This window comes from Streptosporangium sp. NPDC051023 (assembly GCF_040689595.1).
GTDB lineage: Bacteria > Actinomycetota > Actinomycetes > Streptosporangiales > Streptosporangiaceae > Streptosporangium.
The window spans coordinates 28,325-48,925 of sequence record NZ_JBFBCE010000016.1; the positions used below are offsets into that span (position 1 = coordinate 28,325).

Annotated in this window: 23 protein-coding genes; 11 read left to right on the plus strand and 12 right to left on the minus strand. The window is 69.9% G+C overall.

The annotated features are described in order from the left end of the window. Positions 1 to 21 precede the first annotated feature (21 nt). Entirely contained in the window at positions 22 to 1,137 is a 1,116-nt protein-coding gene (locus AB0395_RS13105) for a PP2C family protein-serine/threonine phosphatase (protein WP_366280186.1), read from the minus strand. 118 nt (positions 1,138 to 1,255) lie between these two features. Here AB0395_RS13105 and AB0395_RS13110 point away from each other — a divergent pair, with 118 nt between their 5' ends. Together AB0395_RS13110 and AB0395_RS13115 are read left to right on the plus strand one after the other, a co-directional pair. After that, a complete protein-coding gene (locus AB0395_RS13110; RefSeq protein WP_366280189.1) occupies positions 1,256 to 2,488 on the plus strand; it encodes a GNAT family N-acetyltransferase in 1,233 nt (410 codons plus the stop codon). 74 nt (positions 2,489 to 2,562) lie between these two features. Next, complete coding sequence (locus AB0395_RS13115; protein ID WP_366280192.1) at positions 2,563 to 2,715, plus strand: hypothetical protein; 153 nt, start codon at positions 2,563 to 2,565, stop codon at positions 2,713 to 2,715. Between the two features lie 11 nt (positions 2,716 to 2,726). Here AB0395_RS13115 and AB0395_RS13120 read toward each other — a convergent pair whose 3' ends face one another. Further along, the gene (locus tag AB0395_RS13120; protein ID WP_366280195.1) at positions 2,727 to 3,194 is read right to left on the minus strand and encodes a ribose-5-phosphate isomerase; all 468 of its coding nucleotides are present in this window, start codon (positions 3,192 to 3,194) and stop codon (positions 2,727 to 2,729) included. Between the two features lie 97 nt (positions 3,195 to 3,291). On the opposite strand from AB0395_RS13120, the gene def reads away from it, so the two are divergent. Then, the gene (def, locus tag AB0395_RS13125) at positions 3,292 to 3,780 is read left to right on the plus strand and encodes a peptide deformylase (protein ID WP_366280198.1); all 489 of its coding nucleotides are present in this window, start codon (positions 3,292 to 3,294) and stop codon (positions 3,778 to 3,780) included. A 27-nt stretch (positions 3,781 to 3,807) separates the two neighbouring features. Here def and AB0395_RS13130 read toward each other — a convergent pair whose 3' ends face one another. The 3 genes from AB0395_RS13130 to AB0395_RS13140 all read right to left on the minus strand — a co-directional run bounded on the left by AB0395_RS13130 (position 3,808) and on the right by AB0395_RS13140 (position 6,689). Further along, complete coding sequence (locus AB0395_RS13130) at positions 3,808 to 4,281, minus strand: hypothetical protein (RefSeq protein WP_366280202.1); 474 nt, start codon at positions 4,279 to 4,281, stop codon at positions 3,808 to 3,810. A 110-nt stretch (positions 4,282 to 4,391) separates the two neighbouring features. Then, positions 4,392 to 5,801: an aldehyde dehydrogenase family protein gene (locus AB0395_RS13135; protein ID WP_366280205.1), complete on the minus strand. Its 1,410-nt coding sequence runs from the start codon at positions 5,799 to 5,801 to the stop codon at positions 4,392 to 4,394. Between the two features lie 267 nt (positions 5,802 to 6,068). Further along, on the minus strand, positions 6,069 to 6,689 hold the full coding sequence (locus AB0395_RS13140; RefSeq protein ID WP_366280208.1) for a disulfide bond formation protein DsbA: 621 nt from the start codon (positions 6,687 to 6,689) through the stop codon (positions 6,069 to 6,071). 223 nt (positions 6,690 to 6,912) lie between these two features. Here AB0395_RS13140 and pepN point away from each other — a divergent pair, with 223 nt between their 5' ends. Then, entirely contained in the window at positions 6,913 to 9,480 is a 2,568-nt protein-coding gene (pepN, locus tag AB0395_RS13145; protein ID WP_366280211.1) for an aminopeptidase N, read from the plus strand. 150 nt (positions 9,481 to 9,630) lie between these two features. Here the strand turns inward: pepN and AB0395_RS13150 are convergent, their stop codons facing one another. Next, positions 9,631 to 10,338, minus strand: a complete 708-nt coding sequence (locus AB0395_RS13150) for an FHA domain-containing protein (protein ID WP_366280214.1) — start codon at positions 10,336 to 10,338, stop codon at positions 9,631 to 9,633. A 63-nt stretch (positions 10,339 to 10,401) separates the two neighbouring features. Between AB0395_RS13150 and AB0395_RS13155 the strand changes: the two genes are divergently transcribed. From AB0395_RS13155 to AB0395_RS13170, 4 genes are all read left to right on the plus strand, one after another. Beyond that, complete coding sequence (locus AB0395_RS13155; protein WP_366280216.1) at positions 10,402 to 10,740, plus strand: hypothetical protein; 339 nt, start codon at positions 10,402 to 10,404, stop codon at positions 10,738 to 10,740. A 31-nt stretch (positions 10,741 to 10,771) separates the two neighbouring features. Next, positions 10,772 to 11,971: a serine/threonine-protein kinase gene (locus AB0395_RS13160; protein WP_366280219.1), complete on the plus strand. Its 1,200-nt coding sequence runs from the start codon at positions 10,772 to 10,774 to the stop codon at positions 11,969 to 11,971. A 20-nt stretch (positions 11,972 to 11,991) separates the two neighbouring features. After that, positions 11,992 to 12,351, plus strand: coding sequence for a hypothetical protein (locus AB0395_RS13165; RefSeq protein ID WP_366280222.1), 360 nt, complete (start codon positions 11,992 to 11,994; stop codon positions 12,349 to 12,351). Between the two features lie 127 nt (positions 12,352 to 12,478). Then, on the plus strand, positions 12,479 to 13,441 hold the full coding sequence (locus AB0395_RS13170) for a hypothetical protein (protein WP_366280225.1): 963 nt from the start codon (positions 12,479 to 12,481) through the stop codon (positions 13,439 to 13,441). Between the two features lie 97 nt (positions 13,442 to 13,538). Here the strand turns inward: AB0395_RS13170 and AB0395_RS13175 are convergent, their stop codons facing one another. The 3 genes from AB0395_RS13175 to AB0395_RS13185 are packed head-to-tail and all read right to left on the minus strand — an operon-like array spanning position 13,539 to position 14,860. Next, on the minus strand, positions 13,539 to 14,174 hold the full coding sequence (locus AB0395_RS13175) for a hypothetical protein (protein ID WP_366280228.1): 636 nt from the start codon (positions 14,172 to 14,174) through the stop codon (positions 13,539 to 13,541). Between the two features lie 21 nt (positions 14,175 to 14,195). Further along, positions 14,196 to 14,570 carry a DUF5130 family protein gene (locus AB0395_RS13180; protein ID WP_366280231.1) on the minus strand — a complete coding sequence of 125 codons (375 nt, stop codon included), beginning with the start codon at positions 14,568 to 14,570 and terminating at the stop codon, positions 14,196 to 14,198. Beyond that, the gene (locus AB0395_RS13185) at positions 14,564 to 14,860 is read right to left on the minus strand and encodes a hypothetical protein (protein WP_366280234.1); all 297 of its coding nucleotides are present in this window, start codon (positions 14,858 to 14,860) and stop codon (positions 14,564 to 14,566) included. The genes AB0395_RS13180 and AB0395_RS13185 overlap by 7 nt, the downstream gene beginning before the upstream one ends. Positions 14,861 to 15,130: 270 nt before the next feature. Between AB0395_RS13185 and AB0395_RS13190 the strand changes: the two genes are divergently transcribed. The 3 genes from AB0395_RS13190 to AB0395_RS13200 all read left to right on the plus strand — a co-directional run bounded on the left by AB0395_RS13190 (position 15,131) and on the right by AB0395_RS13200 (position 18,610). Beyond that, positions 15,131 to 15,955: a nuclease-related domain-containing protein gene (locus AB0395_RS13190; protein WP_366280237.1), complete on the plus strand. Its 825-nt coding sequence runs from the start codon at positions 15,131 to 15,133 to the stop codon at positions 15,953 to 15,955. A 192-nt stretch (positions 15,956 to 16,147) separates the two neighbouring features. Beyond that, entirely contained in the window at positions 16,148 to 17,986 is a 1,839-nt protein-coding gene (gene ilvD, locus AB0395_RS13195; protein ID WP_366280239.1) for a dihydroxy-acid dehydratase, read from the plus strand. 114 nt (positions 17,987 to 18,100) lie between these two features. After that, positions 18,101 to 18,610 carry a WYL domain-containing protein gene (locus AB0395_RS13200; RefSeq protein ID WP_366280241.1) on the plus strand — a complete coding sequence of 170 codons (510 nt, stop codon included), beginning with the start codon at positions 18,101 to 18,103 and terminating at the stop codon, positions 18,608 to 18,610. Between the two features lie 129 nt (positions 18,611 to 18,739). On the opposite strand, the gene AB0395_RS13205 is transcribed toward AB0395_RS13200, so the two are convergent. The 3 genes from AB0395_RS13205 to AB0395_RS13215 all read right to left on the minus strand — a co-directional run bounded on the left by AB0395_RS13205 (position 18,740) and on the right by AB0395_RS13215 (position 20,451). Continuing rightward, positions 18,740 to 18,958, minus strand: a complete 219-nt coding sequence (locus tag AB0395_RS13205) for a zinc ribbon domain-containing protein (protein ID WP_366280244.1) — start codon at positions 18,956 to 18,958, stop codon at positions 18,740 to 18,742. Between the two features lie 104 nt (positions 18,959 to 19,062). Beyond that, positions 19,063 to 19,884: a GNAT family N-acetyltransferase gene (locus AB0395_RS13210; protein WP_366280246.1), complete on the minus strand. Its 822-nt coding sequence runs from the start codon at positions 19,882 to 19,884 to the stop codon at positions 19,063 to 19,065. Positions 19,885 to 19,941: 57 nt separating this feature from the next. Continuing rightward, on the minus strand, positions 19,942 to 20,451 hold the full coding sequence (locus AB0395_RS13215; RefSeq protein WP_366280248.1) for an HNH endonuclease: 510 nt from the start codon (positions 20,449 to 20,451) through the stop codon (positions 19,942 to 19,944). Positions 20,452 to 20,601: the final 150 nt, after the last annotated feature.

Consider the following 20,601-nt stretch of genomic DNA (forward strand, 5'->3'; position numbering starts at 1 on the left):
CGTCCGGGGAGGCCTGATCGTTCAGGGACGCCAGATGAGGATCAGCGCGCAGTCGTCGTTGTGCCCGGCGGACATGGAGGCGACCAGGTTGTGAGCGCCGCTGCGGAAGCCCGAGGGCAGCAGTCGCTCCGCCTCCCCCAGCAGCCGGTCGAGGCCCGAGTCGATGTCGCGGCCCGGCTGCTCGATCAGCCCGTCGGTGTAGAGCATGAGCGCGTCGCCCTTGCGGAGCATCCCCCGGTCCGGCTCGCAGTGCAGGTCGGGGACGACTCCGAGGACCACGCCCTTCGCCGGTGAGACCCGCCAGGTGCCCGCGCCCGACTCGAACTTGACCACCGGCGGGTGCCCCGCCGAGGTGATCACGTATTCGCCCGTCGCGAGGTTGAGCCGCACGTGGACGGCCGTGACGAAGCCCTCCGCTTCGCGCTGGCGGTGCAGATAGGTGTTGCAGGCGGCCAGGAAGTCGGAGACGGAGCCGAGCAGGCCACCGAAGGTCCCCGACAGCATCAGCGCCCTGGTTCCCGCGTCGACCCCCTTGCCTGAGACGTCGACGAGGGCGAGCTCGACCGTGTCGCCCTCGCGCATGGAGACCAGGAAGTCTCCGCCGAAGGAGGACCCGCCCGCCTGGTTCAGGACGACCCGTGAGTCCCAGTCCTTGGGCAGCCTGGGCAGCTCGCTCTGACGCTTGAGCCGGTCGCGCAGCTCGAGCAGCATCACGTCGCCGCGCAGGCCCTGAACGCCGAGCTTGCCCCTGGTTCGGGCCATCAGCGCGGCGAGCACGCTGGTGAACCCGAAGGTGGCGAGCAGACCAGGGCCGATGTGCCCGATCCCGCGCGTGATCCCCACGTAGAGGAGGGAGACGGCGACCGCGCACAGCAGCTTGGCCAGGCTGCGGAGCCTGAGCTGGAGTCCGCCGACGAGGGTGATCGGGATCATGAGCGCGGGCGAGAACCACTCCGCCGAGACCCTGGCGGCGAGTCCGCCGAGGACCAGGGTGAGCACGATCAACGTGATGAGCAGATTACGGTCACGGGCCAGCGGCCCGCGGCGCAGGAAGCGTACGACGGGCACCAGGAAGGGCACCCGCACCAGGAACGCACGGAGCGCCGGAGGGATCAGCGGCACCGGACGGGAACTCATGATGCGCTCGACTGTATCGGTCTATCCCCCGTTTGGGCAGCCCACTTGACCAATGCCTTGATCATTAAGGGCGGATATTGAATGGCCGGGATGGTTTGCCCCCTCTACCGTAGGAAAAATGAGTCTTAGCCTGCGCCCCTTGACCGAAAACGACCACTCCACCTGGATAAAGGTGGACGAGGAGGCTTTCGGTCATCCCATCCCTCCGGAGAGGACGGAGCTCGTCAGGGGGCTGGTGGAGTTCGACCGCACGCTCGGCGCATTCGACGGCCACCAGCTCGTAGGCGCCACCTGCGTCTGCAGCTTCACCATGACGGCGCCCGGCGGGCCGATTCCGGTCGCGGGCGTCACCGCGGTCGGCGTGCTGCCCTCACACCGCCGCAGGGGCATCCTGTCCAGCCTCATGACCCGCCAGCTGAACGACATCCGCGAGCGCGGCGAGGCGGTCGCCGCGCTCTACGCCTCCGAGGCGGCGATCTACGGCCGTTTCGGGTACGGCAGGGCCACCGACAACCTCTTCTTCGACATCCCCACCCACGGTTCCGCCTTCGTCAAGCACGCTCCCACCGACCCCTCGCTACGGCTGCGCGTCGTCAGCCCCACCGAGGCCAGGAGCCTCTTCGAGAAGATCTTCGAGGCCGTGCTCGACAGCCGTCCCGGGCTCTACGCTCGCACGCAGGCCCGCTGGAACGTGGTGCTGGCCGACCACGAGTCGGACCAGGGCGGCGCGGGGCCGCTACGCGCCGTGGTCGTCGAGGACGACGAGGGTCCCCGCGGCTACGCGCTCTTCCGGATCAGGTTGAGCTTCACCGCTCACGACGTGCCGGACAGCGAGCTGCGGCTCAAGGAACTGTTCGGCCTCGACCCCGCCGCCTACGCCCTGCTCTGGCGGCACGTGCTCGACCGCGACCTGGTCTCCAGGGTCAAGGTCGCACAACGGCCCGTGGACGACCCGCTGATCCACCTGCTCGCCGAACCGCGCCACCTCAACGCCGGTTGGGTCGACGAGTTGTGGATCCGTCTGGTGGACGTCGAGCGGGCGCTCGCCTCGCGCCGCTACTCGGCGCCCGTGGACGTGGTGATCGAGGTCGAGGACACGGTCTGCCCGTGGAACGCCCGCCGCTGGCGGCTTTCCGCGGACACCTCGGGCGCCCGGTGCGTCCCGGCGGACGAGGCCGCCGCGGACCTGACCCTGCCCGTCTCCGTGCTGGGGGCGGCCTATCTGGGCGGTCGTCCGCTCACGGCGCCGCAGGCCGCGGGTCTGGTGCGCGAGTCACGCGCGGGGGCGGTCAGGGAGCTGTCGACCGCGATGTCCTGGGCCCCCGCCCCCTGGGCCGGTCTGGTCTTCTGACCTGACCTCCCGTCCTCGAAGACGGGTTCCCCGCGCGTTCCTTGCCGCGCGGGGACCGCGGGTTATGGTGAGGCATGGCACTGCAGAGCTTGCAGATCAACGCGATCATCGCGATGCGGGCCCGGGACGTCTCCCGGCCGACGCAGGAACAGCAGGATGCCGCCGACAGGCGGCCCCTGCGGGACGAGACGCAGCGCAGGGAGGCCCCGCGCCGTAAGCAGCCTTAGGGACTCAGCCCCTAGGGCAGCGGCGGGAGCTGGCCGATCGTCTCGTAGGAGGTCAGCTGCGCGATCCTGCGGTTGTGCCGCTCGGCACCCGAGTAGGGGGTGCTCAGGAAGAGCTCGACAAAGCGGACGGCCTCGTCCTGCGTGTGCATCCGCGAGCCGACGCTGACCACGTTGGCGTTGTTGTGCTCGCGGGCGAGTTTGGCGGTGTCCTCGCTCCAGGCCAGGGCCGCGCGGATCCCGCGCACCTTGTTCGCCGCGATCTGCTCGCCGTTGCCCGAGCCTCCGATGACGATCCCCAGGCTGCCGGGGTCGTCCGCGACGCCCTCCGCCGCGCGCAGCACGAACGGCGGGTAGTCGTCCTCTGCGTCGTAGACGAACGGTCCGCAGTCCGTCACGTCGTGACCGTGCTCCTTGAGCCAGGAGACGATGTGGTTTTTGAGCTCATAGCCGGCATGGTCGGCACCGATGTAGACACGCACCCGCCCAGTTTCGCAGGTGTGAGTGGCCGTCTCGACCCCCACCCCGGCTAAAGTAATGGCCACTTTGTTATCTCGGCCCTTACAAGAGAGAGACCACATGCGTGACATCCGAGTGGTCGGAGATCCGGTCCTGCGCACATCCGCGGAGCCGATCGCCGACTTCGACCGCGAGCTGCGCCGCCTGATCGACGAGATGTTCGACGCGATGTACGCCGCGCAGGGCGTCGGCCTGGCCGGGCCGCAGATAGGCGTGTCGAAGCGGATCTTCGTCTACGACTGCAGCAACCGCAAGGGGCACGTCATCAACCCCGTGCTGACCGTCGACGACGACACGGAGGTCCTCGACGAGGAGGGCTGCCTGTCGATCCCCGGGAGGGAGAGCGGCACCCCGATCTACGCCAGCACCCCTCGCGCGGCCGGGGTCACGGTGCGCGGCCTCGACCGTCTGGGCCGCCCGGTCCAGCTCAGGGCGAGGGGCCTGCTCGCGCGCTGTTTCCAGCACGAGACCGATCATCTCGACGGCATGCTCTACGTCGACCGCCTCGCCAAGGACACCGCGAGGAAGGTCCTGCTCCAGGCCCGCTGACCGCCTCACGGCGGGGGCGCGGGAGGCCTATCGGGTTGAGGGTTCTGCAGGCTCCGCGGGTTCCCGGGACGCGGAGGTCGCCGGGGCACGCCGCCGCAGGCGGGCCAGCGGCCTGGCCACGAGACCGAGACCGGCGATGAGCAGCAACACGACCACGATCCACTCGTTGGAGCCGCCGGGACCGTACACGTGGCCCTGGCGGCCGGTGTCGAACGCCCTGACGCTCTGGCCCGGAGTGAAGGTCTCCCGGTCACCGCCGTAGAACCCCACCTCGGGGCGGACGACGCGGCCACCTCTGAACTCCCCGAGCCAGGTGCACTGCTCGTGACCGGGATGCTCGACGCACTCGACCCGCCGCGCGGTGAAGGTGCCCCAGGTGCCGACCCCGCGGAACGCGGCCACGGCCGGCCCGAGGTTCTGTACGGCCAGCAGCACCAGCAGCAGCCCTCCTGCGGCGATCACCAGGTCGAACGCGGTCAGACGCGTGGTGCCCAGTTTCATGCGACGCCCTTCGGCAGAGGCAACGCTTTCCTTACGAGTCCTTACGGGGCCTTCCAGAGGGTTTTACCCAGAACGTTAGGCAGTGACCATCCGAAGCCGGGATCACGGCCCTAAAGCTGGACCGACTTGATCTCCAGGTACTCCTCGAGCCCGAACTCGCCCAGCTCGCGGCCCACGCCCGACTGCTTGTATCCCCCGAAGGGGGCCCGCGGGTTGAACCGGCCTCCGTTGACGGCCACCTGGCCGGTGCGCAACCGCCGCGCGACGGAGAGCGCGCCTTCCTCGTCGCCCGCCCACACCGCGCCCGCGAGGCCGTACGGGGTGCCGTTCGCGATGGCGACGGCCTCGTCCTCGCCCCGGTTGTAGGGGATGATCGTCAGAACCGGGCCGAAGATCTCCTCTTGCTCGATCACCATGCCGGGCTCGACCCCGGCGAACACGGTCGGCCTCACGTAGAAGCCCCGCTCGCGGGGGTTCTCCGTGCCCCCCGCGACCAGCCTCGCCCCCTCCTCCTGGCCCCGGTTGATGTAGCGGACGACCCGGTCGCGCTGCGCCGCGGAGACCAGGGGGCCGAGCCGGGTGCGCTCGTCGAAGGGGTCTCCGACGGTGTACTCGCCCGCGGCCTCGACCGCCAGCCAGACGGCCTCGTCGTACTGGTCCCTGTGGACGATCATGCGAGTCCACGCGGAGCAGGTCTGGCCGGAGTTGAGGAAGGCGTTGGCCACGGTCGCCCTGGTCGCGACCGCCAGGTCGGCGTCCGGCATGACAACGCTGGCCGATTTGCCGCCGAGTTCGAGGGCGACGCGCTTGACGGTCTCCGCGGCGAGCGCGGCGACCCGCCTGCCCGCCCTGGTCGAGCCGGTGAACGAAACCATGTCCACGTCGGGGTGGGTGACCAGTGCCTCCCCCACCCCGGGGCCGTGACCGCTCAGCATGTTGAAGACCCCGGCGGGCAGCCCGACCTCGTCGAAGATCCCGGCCAGTGCGAAGGCGGCGAGCGGGGCGACCTCGCTGGGCTTGAGCACCACCGTGCACCCGGCGGCGAGCGCGGGGCCGACCTTGCACACGATCTGGTGGAGCGGGTAGTTCCACGGGGTGATCGCGGCGACGACCCCCGCGGGCTCCCTGAAGATGCGGGAGTTACCGACCCGCCCGCCCTCGAAGTCGTAGGTCTCGGCGAGCTGGGCGTAGGAGGCGAGCACCTCGGCGGGCATCAGCGTCTGCACCCGCGTCGCCACGCCGTAGGGGGCACCCATGTCGGTGGCGATGATCCTGGCGATCTGATCGGAACGGTCCCGGATCAGATCGGCCGCCGCGGCGAGGATGCGGCCTCGCTCGGCGGCGGCCGTACCTGACCACGAGGGCAGGGCCGCGCGGGCGGCGGCGACCGCGACCTCGGCGTCGGCGGGCGACCCCGCGGGCACCCGGTCGATCGTCTCCTCGGTCGCGGGGTTGACGACGTCGACGCCCTCACCGGACGCCGACGGCTGCCACGTTCCGTTCAGGTAAAGGTGCCGCATGCCTCTCATCCTCGCGCGCGGATCGTCATAAGGCGAAGGCCCCGCAGGTCATCGGGGTGCCGTCGCGTCGCGTGAGGGGTCGCGGCGCGACCGGTGCTCTTCTCCCGCCTTCGCGGGCACTCGGCCGCCTTCGTGACGAGCGTACGGGGAGGCACTCCCGTAAGCGGTAAATTACTGAGATCCTTAAAAATTCGTAATATCTGGAGCGATCGGCCGGCCCGCCCGGCCCCGCTCCGGGCGGCCTGGCCGTGGGACGAACCAGGGGGATCAGTCGAAGATCGGGGGCCGGGTACGGGAGCGCTTGAGCTCGAAGAACCCGTCGATGCCCGCGACCAGCCTGACGCCGTCCCAGAGCTTGGCGGCCTCCTCTCCCTTCGGCGCGGGAGAGATGACCGGGCCGAAGAACGCGACCCCCTCCACGGCGATCACCGGGGTGCCGACCTCCTGGCCGACCCGGTTGATGCCGTCATCGTGCGAGGCGCGCAGGATCTCGTCGAACTCCTCCGAGTCCATCGCGTCCGCGAAGTCACGCTCGAGTCCCGCGGCCTCGAGCGCCTCCTCGACGGTCTCGCGAAGCTTGTCGAGCTCCTCGAGCCTGTTCTGGTTGTGGAAACGGGTGCCGAGCTCGGTGTAAAGCCTGCCGACCGTCTCCGAGTCGTACCTTTCCTGCACGGCGGCGACCACGCGAACCGGCCCGATGGCCTTGGCGATCAGCTCCCGGTAGGCGTCCGGCACATCCTTGTCCTTGTTCAGGATGTTGAGGCTCATGATGTGCCAGCGCGGCTCGATGGGCCGCACCTTCTCCACTTCCAGCAGCCAGCGGGACGTCATCCACGCGAACGGGCAGAAGGGGTCGAACCAGAGATCGACCGGTGTGCGCTCAGTCATCGTTCAGCTTTCTGATCGTGAGGTTCCTTCGCAGAGCGACAACCCACAACCCGGAGTTTCCTATTCCTATAACGGGTTATTACCTTGACCGGCATCTTTATCCTCGAACGTGGCCGACAGTCGACTCTCCCGCCTCTGGGGGCGACGATCCAGGGCCTCACGTGGCAGGATTCAGGCACCCCTTCGCAACGAAGCGGGGGAATTTGTTGACGAGGGAGCGGTAGTGGCAGGCAATCTGACCCGTGAAGAGGCGCGTGAGCGCGCACGGCTGATCAGTGTGCAGTCGTATGTCGTGGAGCTCGATCTGACCGAGGGTGAGGAACGCTTCGAAAGCGTCACCACGGTCCGCTTCACCGTCGCCCGTGCGGGCGCGGAGACATTCATCGACCTCGCGGGTGCCAAGGTGCGCAAGGCCGTGCTGAACGGCACGGAGCTCGACGTGAACTCCTACGACCCGGAGACCGGGCGGCTGCCGCTGCCGAACCTGGCGGAGAGCAACGAGCTGCGCGTCGACGCCGACTGTTCCTACATGCGCACCGGCGAGGGCCTGCACCGTTTCGTCGACCCGGTCGACAAGAGCGTCTACCTGCACAGCCAGTTCGAGACGGCCGACGCCCACCGGATGTACACCTGCTTCGACCAGCCCGATCTGAAGGCCACCTTCGAGCTGACCGTGCTCGCACCCTCGTCCTGGGAAGTGATCTCCAACGCGGCTCCCGACTCGGCCGAGGAGCTCCATGAGCACCAGGGCCGCCACGGCACGCTCCAGGCCGCGAAGCGCTGGCGCTTCCCCGCGACTCCGGTGATCTCCACCTACATCACCGCCCTGTGCGCGGGGCCGTACCACAAGGTGACCTCGGAGCACGACGGCATCCCGCTCGGCCTGTACTGCCGGGCCTCGCTCGCCGAGCACCTCGACGCGGACAACCTCTTCGAGGTCACCCGGCAGGGCTTCGACTTCTTCCACAGGGTCTTCGGCATCCGCTACCCGTTCGGGAAGTACGACCAGCTGTTCGTGCCCGAGTTCAACGCGGGCGCGATGGAGAACGCGGGCTGCGTGACCTTCCTCGAGGACTACGTCTTCCGCTCCCGCGTCACCGACGCGATCATCGAGCGCCGCGCGGAGACGATCCTGCACGAGATGGCGCACATGTGGTTCGGCGACCTGGTGACCATGCGCTGGTGGGACGACCTGTGGCTGAACGAGTCGTTCGCCACCTACGCCTCCGTGCTCTGCCAGGCAGAGGCGACCCGCTGGGGCCAGGGCGCGTGGACGACGTTCGCCAACGTGGAGAAGGCCTGGGCCTACCGCCAGGACCAGCTGCCCTCGACGCACCCGATCGCCGCCGACATCGTCGACATGCACGCGGTCGAGGTGAACTTCGACGGCATCACCTACGCCAAGGGCGCCTCGGTGCTCAAGCAACTCGTCGCCTACGTCGGCCTCGACAACTTCCTGGCCGGCGTCCGCGACTACTTCAACGAGCACGCGTGGGGCAACACGACGCTCGCCGACCTGCTCGGCGCGCTCGAGCGCACCTCGGGCCGCGACCTGTCCTCGTGGTCGAAGGAGTGGCTCGAGACCTCCTGGGTCAACACGCTGCGGCCGTCCTTCACCACCGACGCCGAGGGCCGCTTCCTGGAGTTCGACGTGCTGCAGGAGGCCCCGGCCGACTACCCGACGCTGCGCTCGCACCGCATCGCCATCGGCCTGTACTCCCTGCGGGAGGGCGCCCTCGTCCGCACCAGGCGGGTCGAGCTCGACGTGGTCGGCGCGCGCACCGCGGTGGCCGAGCTGGTCGGCGAGGTCCAGCCGGACCTGGTCCTGATCAACGACGACGACCTGACCTACGCGAAGGTCAGGCTCGACGAGCGTTCGCTGCAGACCCTGGTCGACGGTGGCATCGCGAAGTTCACCGAGTCCCTGCCGCGCGCCCTGTCCTGGTCTGCGGCCTGGGACATGACCCGCGACGCCGAGATGTCCACCCACGACTACGTGGCGCTGGTGCTCTCGGGTGTCTCATCGATCAAGGACATCACGGTTGCCCAGACGGTGCTCCGCCAGGCCCGCCTGGCCGTCCAGCAGTACGCCGACCCCTCGTGGCGTGCCGAGGGCCTGGCCCTGCTGTCCTCCCGCCTGCGCTCCCTGGTGGCCGATGCCGAGCCCGGCTCCGACTACCAGCTCGCCTATGTCAACGCCCTGTCCGCCGTCGCGTCCTCCGACGAGGACGTGGCGTTCCTGAAGGGCCTGCTGGACGGCTCGGCCGTGCTCGAAGGTCTGACGGTGGACGCCGACCTGCGCTGGACGCTGGTCCACGCCCTGGTCTCGACCGGTGTGCTCGGCGAGGAGGACGTCGCTCAGGAGCTGCTGCGCGACGCCACCGCGACCGGCGAGCGCTCCGCCGCCCTCTCCCGCGCCGCGATCCCGACGCCCGAGGGCAAGGCCACCGCGTGGGCCGCCATCACCGAGGGCCGGCTGAGCGGTGCCCTGTTGCGCTCGACGATCCTCGGCTTCATGGACCCGCGTCACCCGGATCTGCTTCAGCCGTACGCCGCGCGGTACTTCGACGAGGTCGGCGGGATCTGGAAGTCCTGGACCTCCGACAGCGCCCAGAACTTCGCCAACGGCTGCTACCCCGCTCTGGCGATCTCGCCGGAGACGGTGGCCAGGACCCAGGACCTGATCTCGGAAAGCCAGCCCCCGCAGGCGCTGCGGCGGCTGCTGGTCGAGGGCGCGGACGGCATCAGCCGTGCCCTTCGGGCCCAGGCCAAGGACGCCTCGACGGCCTGACCCCGCCAGGAGCCGACCCGGCGGCGGCTCCTTTTCGGACCCGGTCTCGTGGTCCGGCGCGAAACGCCCCTCACCGTTCCGGTGAGGGGCGTTCGGCGTCTTCGGGTCTTTTCCCTCCAGGTCCCTCCAGGCCCCTCCCGGGACACGCCGTCACGACAGGGTGCGGCTCCGCGTCTCAAGCAACGCCAGGTGCTCGGTCGTCACCAGGTCGTGCCGCAGCGCCAGGGAGACGAGCGCGGCGCGCTGCCAGTCCGACTTGCCCGGCAGCTCCGGCGTTTTCACACGGAGTTTCATCCTCGCGAGATAGTCGATGTGGAAGTTGACCGCCGAACGGCCGAGGCCGAGGTGGGCGAGACGGATGATGATCTCCGGAACGGTCGGGATGACGCTGGAGAACGGGTCGCGCAGCCGGGGTTCGCAGAGGGCGACCAGGATCAGGAAGTACTTCGCGGTGACGTCCAGCGGGAAGGTCGGCACGGTCTCCTGCCCGTTTCTCGGGGCGTCCGGGTGGAGCAGGACGTGTTCCGGGGCGAACACCAGGAACGACACCCTCTCCGAGGGAAGCCGTACCCTGGCCAGCTCGAAGGGGATCGGGGCGCGCACGCGTCCCGGCGGGACCTTGACGAACTCGCCGCCTCCCTCGGGGTTGTCCACCACATAGGTCGAGCGGCGGCTCAGATTGGAGATCATCCAGTAGTCGTCGACCGCGTCGATCCGCCCGGCGAGCCGGGAGACCGAGAGGTCGGGCAGCACCAGGTCGACCGGCCCTCTGCCGAAGGTGACGTGCTCGCCGGGAGCGAGCTCCAGCACCTGCTCCCCCCTCTGAATGATGATCCCTGAAAGCTTACAGATACTCACAGCGACGATCCTTGCGCAGGATGTGACCATCCGCAGAGAAAAGAAAGGGAAAGGAAGAGCACGATGCGCATCACCACCGTCGCCACCGCGGCCACGGCGTTGCTCGCCGGAGCGGCGATCGTTCTGGCCGCCCCCTCGGCCCAGGCGGAGACCAAGTACCGGGTGGACACCTTCGCCACCGCGACCGGTTTCTACCATGGGGGTTTCCTCTACGCGGGCAGGAACTATGTGTTCTGCAAGCGCTGGGGCGACCGGGTCGGCACCAGCGGGTCCCACAACCACTGGTGGCTGCTGACCGACATGGACACCGGGGGCCGCGACTACGTCTCGGCGTACTACCTCAGCCGCTGGGGCAACGACGAGGCCAGGGACAACTCCGGCACGGAAATCCCCAACTGCTGACACAGAGTCACATTCACGTGACGATAGGTGCATGGAAGTCCCCCTCAAGATCGGCCGCTACCGCGTCGAGCGGCTTCTCAGCCAGGGCGCGTTCGCCACGGTGTGGCTCGCGCACGACGACGATCTGAGCGCCCCCGTCGCCGTGAAGGTGCTGGCCGCGCACTGGGCGGGCCACCGGCGGATACGCAGGCGGTTCGCCCAGGAGGCCAGGATGATCCGCAGGGCGGAGTCCCCTCACGTGGTACAGGTGCACGACATCGGCGCGCTACCGGACGGACGGCCGTTCTTCGTGATGGGGTACGCCGACCGCGGCACCCTGCGCGACCGCCTGGAGGGTGGCCCCGTGCCGCAGGCGGAGGCCGTGCGCCAGGTTCTCGAGATCGCGGCGGGCATCGCCACGCTGCACGACAACGGCATCGTCCACCGCGACCTCAAGCCCGCCAACATCCTGATCCGTTCCCTGCCCGGCGGCGGAGAGCGGCTGATCGTCGCCGATCTCGGCATCGCGGGGGAGCTCGCCCAGACCTCCGGTTTCACGATGCCGGGCGGCACCCCCGGCTACATGGCGCCCGAGCAGCTACGGCCAGGCTTCTCCACCGACAGACGCGCCGACGTGTACGGCCTGGCCGCGGTGGCCCACCACCTGATCACCGGCCGGCCGCCGGGCGGCTCACGGGCGCCGATCCCCTCCCCCACCGGCGCGGTCGTCGCCCGTGGGCTGGCCGACGACCGCGAAGCGCGGTGGCCGGACGTCCGCTCCTTCGCCGCCGCCCTGGCGGAGGCGACGGGCGAGGGGACGGCCGAGTCCGCCGGCCGGCCCGCGCGCGGGGCGGGAGACAAGGCGGTCTCCCGCGGGCGCGGGCTCACGGGGACGAAGGAGCGAAAGCGGCGCGTGCCCGCGACGGGAACGGGACGCGCGCTGGCCGTGTCCGCCCTGGTCCTGGCCGTCGCGGGCGGAGGCGTCGTGGGGGCCCCGCCCCGCGGACGGGGGGGGGGGGGGGGCTGGGGGGGGCGGGGGGCCCCCAAACCCCCCGCGGGCCGCGCCGCGCGCGGCGCGGGGTGGCCGTTTCCGACCTGGTCCTGGCCGTCGGGGGCGGCGGCGACGTGCTCGCCGTCACACGTGACGGCGAGCGGTTCGGGCGATGGCTGCGGCCGGGCACCGACATCCCGGCGGAGTACCGCGCCGCGATCGTCGAGGCGGGCACCTGGTGCACCGACGTTCCCGGCCTGAGCCCCGCGCTCATCGCCGCCATGCTCAAGGCTGAGAGCGGGTTCGACCGCGACCTGGCCGACGACGTGGCGAAGGAGTACGGCATCGCCCGCTGGACGCCGGAGGTCCTGGCGCCCTACCTGCCCGCGAGCTACTCACGCTCGCCGAGGGCGGGGGCGATGGAACCCGAGATCGCCATCCCGGCGATGGGCAGGTTCCTGTGCACGCTCGGCCCCAAGGTGGGGACCGTACCCGGCGATCCCGCGCTCAACCTGGTCGGCGTCTACCGCAGCTCGGCCGCCACGGTACGGCAGGCCGGAGGGGTCCCGCCGAGGTGGCGAGAACACGCGGCCAAGGTCCGCGCCTATCTGGAGGCCTACCGCCCCCGGCAAGGCTCCTGATCACCGCGAATACCTGCTCCGTCGCCAAAAAGTGATAAAAATAGGCGCCGCCTGGGAGAACGTCACAAAACCACACTTTGTGCAGGCCGACATCTCCGTCGTTCACCGACCGTGAAAGGGTGATCAAGTGGAATCGGCACGTGATCTGCTCATCTCCCTGGCACGAAGGCACGCCTTCGCCGACGTCGGAGCGCTCGCCGCGGACGTCGTGGACAGGACGGACGAGATCGAGGCGGTGTGCGAGTTCGGGCAGCGGCTGCTCTCACTGGATGCCGAGGACTTCGCCGCCGAGGCGCGGGCCGTACCGGCCGACCTGAGACGGCGGGCGCGGGCGTGCACCATGCCGCAGACGCCGAAGGAGCAGCCACGCGGGGCGCTCGAGTCGCTGCGGCCCGCGTACGCGCTGCTGCTCGAGGTGATCGCGATCCGGTGGCACAGGCGCGAGCTGAGCCCGATGGTCGCCGCGCTGCACATCGCCAGCGAGTACCTCCCGCTGCTCGCCTTCGAACCGGTGCTCGGCAACGCGGGCGACCCGGTGCGCTGGCCGCGCGGCCTGGCCGCGCCGGGCAGCCGCTTCGGGGTCATCGGCGAGCGCGAGTGCGACCACACCAAGGCGGAGCAGTCGGCGGCCAACCGGACCCTGCGCGTCGCGGGGGAACCCGCGGAGGGATGGCGAGCCTACTTCGACCGTCAGCACAGCCAGGTTGCGGGCGCGCTCGCCACCTGTGTGGCGAGCTGCCGCACCCCGTGCGCCGCGATGGACTGGATCGAGCCCGCCCGCCGCGAGCGTCTGGCCATGCGCGCCAGGGTCGCGCTGACGTTCGCCGACACCCCCCTCGTACGGCTGCGCCACGCGGCCCCCGTCGGCCACGGGTTCGGTGTGCCCTCCCCCGAGGAGGTGCTCGACGCCTGGGAACGCAGCCGGACGATCCTGGGCAAGAACGAGGTGGGCAACGCGGCCACGAAGGACGACGGCTTCCCGCTTCCCGGCCTGCCCAGCCTGTTCTCCGCGATCGCGACCGTCTCGATGACGCCCTCGACGCTCCTGGCGGACATCACCGCCCATCTGGTACGGCTCCTGGAGCGCTGAGCCCACGCCACAGGCCGCCCTCTCTCGTCCGAGCCTAGGCGTCACCGGAGGCGCGGAAAGGACGCTCAGGGCATCTCAGCCGTGTCTCGGCCCTGTCTCAGCCGCCGAGGAGGGCCTGGCCGATGGTCACGGAGAGCAGGCAGCAGACGGCGGCGACCAGCAGCAGGAGCAGCCCTCTGCGGATGTAGCGGTTCTTGGCGTGCGCGACGGCACTGAGCCTCCTGATCCGCAGCACGAGCATGTCGGCGCTGATCCGGGTGTCCTGGCCCCTCATCCTGGCCCTCAGCTCGGCGAGCGCCTCCTCGGAGAAGGCTCCGCGCGACCTTCCGCCCTGGGCGACACCCGCGTCGGCGTCCGCCGCGGGCGGCCTCCAGGCGTGCAGGCGGCCGGCGTACGAACGGCGGCGCTCAACGGTCCTGCCCGCGAACCCGGCGCTGAGCGGGTGAAGCGCCGCGCCGAACATCAGGATCCCCATCACGCAGAAGAACCCCCCGGTCCACCACAGCCACTCCACCTGGCTCGGCAGCTCCTGAGGCTTCCACATGCCAGCGGCGACCGCGCACAGGACGGCCGCGACCAGCAGGCCGATGGCCTTCCTGTCCGCCCTGCCGTTGGCGCCGCGCGCGTCCGCCAGGACCTCGCCGAGGTAGGAGAGCACCTCATCCTGCTCCTGCGGCACCGCGCCCTCCCGCGAGCCATGGGCCGACGGCGTACCCCGCACGATCTTCAGCACGCCCCGCATTATCCGAGAAGCTCACCTCCGGCGGGAAGCCAGATCCGCGAGCAGCCACATTCCGGTGACGAGTCCGCCCACGAGGTTCCCGCCGTCGAAGGCGGTCGCCATCGAGACAGCGGCGACACGACACTCTCCGTCGGAGAGCCTCAGCCTGGCCGCGGGGCCGGTGACGACCTCGACCGCCCTGCCGCCCGGGTCGACGAACACGAGCACGGCGGTGTCCGCCTCCTCTCCCAGCGCGGCGTGCAGCCGTTCGGAGAAATGGCGGCACGGGCCCGCGGCCGGACCGAGATAGACGGCGAAGCGGAGACCACTGCGGCGCTCCGCCGCGCACACCGCCTGCCGGATGTCGCGGACCTGCGTCGAGGTGAGGGTCCCGGTCATCGTCACCATCTCGCCGACGCTCCTCCGACCCGCCGTCCAGGCTCGGCGAGCTCGGCCAGGGCGACCCAGTCGACCTGCGGCGCCGGCTCGGAGACCGCCGGTCGGCCGACCAGGACCTGGTCGGAGACGCTCGCCTCCCGCTCGCAGCGGAACGGGCCGCCGAACCACACCGCGTCCGCCGAGACGGTCCTGGCCGCTCCCGCGCGCATCCTGCCCGGGAGCACCACGACGGCACTGATGAGCAGGAACAGGCCCGCGGAGGCTCCGATCAGCAGCTCCAAGACCTGAATCCCGTTCACACCTCCACGGTAGATCCGCACCGCCGACTCGTCGAGACCCACCGCTGAACAGGCGGGAGTCCCGGGAAACGGGCTGCCGGGAGGCTTTCCCCGCGTTCCCCGGATGAGGCGCCCCCGGGACGGTAAGATCGCCGCTGCGGGCCGGAGTTCTCTAGAGAGAAACAGAGAACGTACCCGGTTCAGGTGAACGTCAAGCGGATGGCGGCGGTCACAAAAGTATGAGAAACGCAATACTAGGCACCCTCATGGACGTCAGCTACGGTGAGTTACGTGGACTCCGGTCAGGCACCAGAAGACGGTAACACTACGTCACCTATTTGGGTCAGCGACCGAACGGCCGAGGACAGGCCGCCGTCTCGACCCGCCACGCCCGCGTCTCAGTACGCGCCCGTCGAGCGCGCCTCGCTGCGCGCTCTGCTCGACGATCCCAAGTACGGTCACCTCAGGCGACGCGTTTTGGTCGCGGTCGCCGCCGGGGTGGTCGGGGGCATTCTGTTCTCCAGCGTGCGACTCGGCCTCACCTGCATGGTGCTCGGCGCGATCGTCGACGCGGTGCTGCGTGCCCGCACGCACTCGACCGTGCCCGCCTGGCGGCGCGCCTCGGTCGCGGAGCGCCAGACCGAGGCACAGCTCAAGAGGCTGGAGCGGGGCGGCTACCGCAGCCTGCACGCGCGCGCGATCCCTGAGAGCGAGGCCCAGATCGACCACCTGGTCGTGGGCCCGACGGGGATTTACGCCGTCGACTCGGAGAAATGGGACAAGCGCCTGCCGGTCCGCATCCAGTCGCATCGCAAGCTGTTCCACGGTCCGTTCAACCAGAAGCCCCGACTCGACGAGGCACGCTGGGAGGCGTCCAGGGCCTCCGAGCTGATCGGCGAGGCACTCGGCCGCGAGGTCACGATCATCCCGTCCCTGGCGATCTACGGCCCGGCGATCCCGTGGAAGGTCCTCACGGTCCGCGATGTCGATGTCTTCGACGGCAGCCGTGTCCGTAAATGGATCACCAAGCGGGAACGATCACTCACCGACATCGAGATCGACGAGATCTACGAGGCGGCGGAGCGGGTCCTGCCCGCGCGCTACCCCGAGCCCTGATTCAGGCGACGCCCGCAACGGCCGCGTGGAGAGCAGGGTCCCGCCGCGATCCCGTCCGGAGTCCTTTCCGGCCTCGTTCCGTCCCTCTTGCCTGGTCATTGGGGTTCCGTCTCGTGCGATGGACACACGTCTCACGCACCGGGCGATGGCCGTACCATTTGAGGACACGGTTTCGATGATGGGAGAAGCCTCATGCCCGCCCTCAGGTCTCGTACGGTCACTCACGGCAGGAACATGGCCGGAGCCCGGGCCCTGCTCCGGGCGACGGGCGTAGCGGGCGGCGACTTCGGCAAACCGATCATCGCGGTGGCCAACAGCTTCACCCAGTTCGTCCCCGGACACGTCCACCTCCGCGAGGTCGGCGACGTGGTCGCCGGGGCGATCAGGGAGGCGGGCGCGATCCCGCGCGAGTTCAACACGATCGCGGTCGACGACGGCATCGCGATGGGCCACGGCGGCATGCTCTACTCGCTGCCCAGCCGCGAGCTGATCGCGGACGCCGTCGAATACATGGTGAACGCGCACTGCGCCGACGCGCTGATCTGCGTCTCCAACTGCGACAAGATCACTCCGGGCATGCTGCTCGCCGCGTTCAGGCTCAACATCCCCACGGTCTTCGTCTCCGGCGGGCCGATGGAGGCGGGCAAGACGCCGGGCCGCAAACTCGACCTGATCGACCCGATGATCGCCGCCGCCGACGACAACGTCTCCGACGCCGAGCTGCTGGAGATGGAGGAGAACGCCTGCCCGACCTGCGGCTCGTGCAGCGGGATGTTCACCGCCAACTCGATGAACTGCCTTGCGGAGGCCATCGGCCTGGCACTGCCCGGCAACGGCACGATCCTCGCCACCCACAAGGCGCGCAAGAAGCTGTTCCAGGACGCGGGACGGCAGCTCGTGGAGATCACCCGCCGTTACTACGAAGAGGACGACGAGACGGTCCTGCCGCGCAGCATCGCGACCAAGGACGCCTTCGAGAACGCCATGGCGCTGGACGTGGCGATGGGCGGCTCGACCAACACGATCCTGCACATCCTCGCCGCGGCTCGCGAGGCCCGCGTCGACTTCGGCCTCAAGGAGATCAACGAGATCTCGCTGCGGGTGCCGTGTCTGTGCAAGGTCGCCCCCGCGACCGCGAAGTACCACGTGGAGGACGTCCACCGCGCGGGCGGCATCCCGGCCATTCTCGGCGAGCTCGACCGGGCGGGCCTGATCCACCGTGACGCGCACACGGTCAACGGCGGCACGGTCGGCGACTACATCGACGCTTGGGATCCCTGCTCCGCGAGTGTGCTGCCCGAGGCGGTCGAGCTGTGGCACGCGGCCCCCGGCAACGTCCGCACCGTCAAGCCCTACTCCCAGGAGGCCCGCTGGGACTCCCTGGACCTCGACCGCTCCGAGGGCTGCGTGCGCGACTCCGAGCACGCCTACACTCGCGACGGCGGGCTGGCCGTCCTCTACGGCAACATCGCCACCGAGGGCTGCATCGTCAAGACGGCAGGGGTCGACGAGTCGATCTGGACGTTCTCCGGGCCCGCCGTGGTCTTCGAGTCCCAGGACGACGCGGTCGAGGGCATCCTGAACAACAGGGTCAAGGCCGGGGACGTCGTGGTCATCCGCTACGAGGGCCCGAAGGGCGGGCCCGGCATGCAGGAGATGCTCTACCCGACCTCGTTCCTGAAGGGCAAGGGCCTGGGCAAGGTCTGCGCGCTGGTCACCGACGGTCGTTTCTCCGGTGGCACGAGCGGGCTCTCCATCGGCCACGCCTCTCCCGAGGCGGCGGAGGGCGGCGTCATCGCCCTGGTCGAGGACGGCGACCTCGTCGAGATCGACATCCCCGGCCGTTCGATCAGCCTGAAGGTCTCCGAGGAAGATCTCGCGGCCCGGCGCGAGCGACTCCTGGCCGAGCTCGGCGGCTACCGCCCCCGCGACCGTCACCGCCCGGTGAGCGCCGCGCTGCAGGCCTATGCCGCCCTGACGACCTCGGCCTCGACCGGCGCCTCGCGGGACCTGTCCCAGCTCTCCCGCTGACCCCTGTCACCTCGCGCTTCCCCGCCGGGTACGGCCTGCCGTATCCAGCGGGGAAGCCTGCTGTATCCGACAGGAAGTTCGAAAAATGTCAGTGGCCGTCGATACCATATGACTATGGCCAACGTCATGAAGCCCTCCAGCAGCCCGTTGACGACCGCCGAGATCGCCGCCCTCGCCCTGTCCCTGGCACACCTGGGCTCGGGCCCGCAGGCCACGACCGCCCGCAGCGGCCTGCGTCACGCGTTCGAGCACATGGAGCTCGACGACGAGATCATCTCCACCACCCTCACGACCCTGACCGAGCCGATGCCCGCCCCTGTCGCCGACCGGGCCAGGACCATCGCCAACGCCATCACCTCCCGCCTCGTCGTCCGGCTGCACTACCGGGACGTCTCCGGGCGGGTGACCGTGCGCGACGTCGACCCGGTGACGTGCATGGTGCACCGCGACTACTGGTACCTCGTGGGAATGTGCCGCCTGCGCGGCGCGATCCGGGCTTTCAGGTTCGACCGGATCGTCGCCACCGAACCGACCTTCATCGCCGCCCGCCCGCACAGGGCCGACAACTTCCTGCCCTTCCAGGGCAAACGCGCCACCCACCGGGGCCACGTGGCAGCCGCCTAGTTGTGGTGTATTGACGGCGACTCATGGCGCCGGTACGGCAAGCGGTAGCGCGACCCGGACCGGCGCCTGTGCTCGCCCTCTCCCCGCCGGGGACGGAAGCTCGGGGGGAGGGGAGTCGCCTACCCTGGGCTATCCGCAGCAGCCGCCTCCGCAGCAACCTCCACCGCCACCACCGGCTGGGCGAGGCGCAGAGGCGCTGGAGCCGCCCGTCACGGCGACCGTGGACAGCAGCTTGACGGTGTCGTCGTGGCCCTGCGGGCAGAGCGCGGGGTCACCGGAGTGAGCCATCGGACGGGAGAGTTCGAAAGTCGATCCGCAGGCACGGCAGCGGAAGTCATAGCGCGGCATGGAAACAGGTTACTCAGCCGCGGGCGGTGCGGGCGCGGTCTCCCCGGCCGCAGACGCCTCGGGCGCGGTCTCCCCGGCCGCAGACCCTCGAGTGCGGTCTCCGCTCAGCCGAAGGTGATCGAGGCGTAGTCCGTGACGGGACGGTAACCGATCGCCTGGTAGATCGAGTTGGAGGTGGGGTTGGACAGGTCGGTGAAGAGCAACACCTCCGTGGCGCCCTCCGCCTGTGCCCTGGCCGTGGCGGCGTGGGTCACCGCCGTGCCGTACCCCCTTACGCGTGCCTGCGGAGGCGTGTAGACAGGGCCGACCCGTGACATGCCCCCGATCGGCGCCGAGACCCCGGCGTACGCCACCGGGCGCCCCTGAGCCTCCCACAGGACCAGCTCACGCCTGCCTATCCTGCTGGCGATCAGCGGGGTCAGATCGGCCTGCGGGCGTATACCCGCCTCCGCCTGGAACGCCTGGCTCCAGGCAACCAGCAGTTCGAGGTCCTGGGCGCCCGCCGTACGGGCGGCTCCCTCGGCGGCGGGGTCCGGCGGGACGAGCGTGCCGAGGCGGTAGAGACGCTCGCAGCGCCGCTCCGCCTCGGGGCGCCACCAGGCGGCGGCGAACGTCTCGGCGAGGGCAAGCGGCCCCCCGACGCCGGGAATCTCGCGCTCGGCCTCGATGAGCACGGTGGCCAGCTCACGGACGGCCTCGGCGGGCATGTCCGCGAGCAGCAGGAAGTGAGGAGGCGTGTGGAGGACCGCGGCGACGGTCTCGCCGTCGTGGACCGCCCATCCCATGAGCACGTCCTCGCCCCACAGTCCGCCACGGATCGCGCGCAGAATCGTGAGCAGGATCGTGTTGTGGACCGGGTCACGCAGCAGCCACGGCTCCGCCGCCCCGGCGTACACCTCGGGATCGGAGGTGAAAGTCCATTTCATGCACCGATTGTGCAGACACGGACCGCGCCGGGGCGAACGAATATCACGCCGTGACGGTCAGGCGGCGCTCTCCTCGAGGTAGGGCGCCCACTGGGGATCTCCGACGTTGTGCGCGCCGATCAGACGCCAGTGGACGCCCCGTGGCACCACGGGGGCGACGCTCAGCGTCCATCCCAGCTCCTCCAGCATCCGGTCCGCCTTGCGGTGGTTGCAGGGCGTGCAGGAGGCAACGCAGTTCTCCCAGGTGTGAGGGCCTCCCCTCGACCGCGGAATGACGTGGTCGATGGTCTCGGCCCGCTGGCCGCAGTAGGCGCACCGGTAGTCGTCCCGGCGCATCAGCGCGGTCCTGGTCAGCGGGATTCGTGACCGGTAGGGGATGCGAACATATCTTCGCAGCCTGATCACCGATGGCACGTCGAGCGTGCGGGTCGCCGAGCGGAACACGGCGCCCCGCCCATCACGGTGCACGACATCCGCCTTCTCTCTGAGCACGAGCACGACCGCGCGGTGCAGGGAGAGGGTGGTCAGGGGTTCGTAGGTTGCGTTCAGCAGCAGGACTTGGCGCATCAGCGTGCCTTCCCCGCCGTGCGACGCGTCATCTGAGGGGGTACGCAGACGCGTACCCCGATTGGCGGCCCCTCCTGGGGCCCGGATGCTTCCGTCACAGGGACCTCCGCCGGACGGCCCAGCGGATGGTCACCACGGCACCGTCCTCCA

Coding starts and splice junctions, on each gene's coding strand:
- AB0395_RS13105 (WP_366280186.1), bottom strand. CDS start 1,137: ATGAGTTCCCGTCCGGTGCCGCTGATCCCTCCGGCGCTCCGTGCGTTC.
- AB0395_RS13110 (WP_366280189.1), top strand. CDS start 1,256: ATGAGTCTTAGCCTGCGCCCCTTGACCGAAAACGACCACTCCACCTGG.
- AB0395_RS13115 (WP_366280192.1), top strand. CDS start 2,563: ATGGCACTGCAGAGCTTGCAGATCAACGCGATCATCGCGATGCGGGCC.
- def (WP_366280198.1), top strand. CDS start 3,292: ATGCGTGACATCCGAGTGGTCGGAGATCCGGTCCTGCGCACATCCGCG.
- AB0395_RS13130 (WP_366280202.1), bottom strand. CDS start 4,281: ATGAAACTGGGCACCACGCGTCTGACCGCGTTCGACCTGGTGATCGCC.
- AB0395_RS13135 (WP_366280205.1), bottom strand. CDS start 5,801: ATGCGGCACCTTTACCTGAACGGAACGTGGCAGCCGTCGGCGTCCGGT.
- AB0395_RS13140 (WP_366280208.1), bottom strand. CDS start 6,689: ATGACTGAGCGCACACCGGTCGATCTCTGGTTCGACCCCTTCTGCCCG.
- AB0395_RS13155 (WP_366280216.1), top strand. CDS start 10,402: ATGCGCATCACCACCGTCGCCACCGCGGCCACGGCGTTGCTCGCCGGA.
- AB0395_RS13160 (WP_366280219.1), top strand. CDS start 10,772: ATGGAAGTCCCCCTCAAGATCGGCCGCTACCGCGTCGAGCGGCTTCTC.
- AB0395_RS13165 (WP_366280222.1), top strand. CDS start 11,992: ATGCTCAAGGCTGAGAGCGGGTTCGACCGCGACCTGGCCGACGACGTG.
- AB0395_RS13180 (WP_366280231.1), bottom strand. CDS start 14,570: ATGGTGACGATGACCGGGACCCTCACCTCGACGCAGGTCCGCGACATC.
- ilvD (WP_366280239.1), top strand. CDS start 16,148: ATGCCCGCCCTCAGGTCTCGTACGGTCACTCACGGCAGGAACATGGCC.
- AB0395_RS13200 (WP_366280241.1), top strand. CDS start 18,101: ATGGCCAACGTCATGAAGCCCTCCAGCAGCCCGTTGACGACCGCCGAG.
- AB0395_RS13205 (WP_366280244.1), bottom strand. CDS start 18,958: ATGCCGCGCTATGACTTCCGCTGCCGTGCCTGCGGATCGACTTTCGAA.
- AB0395_RS13210 (WP_366280246.1), bottom strand. CDS start 19,884: ATGAAATGGACTTTCACCTCCGATCCCGAGGTGTACGCCGGGGCGGCG.
- AB0395_RS13215 (WP_366280248.1), bottom strand. CDS start 20,451: ATGCGCCAAGTCCTGCTGCTGAACGCAACCTACGAACCCCTGACCACC.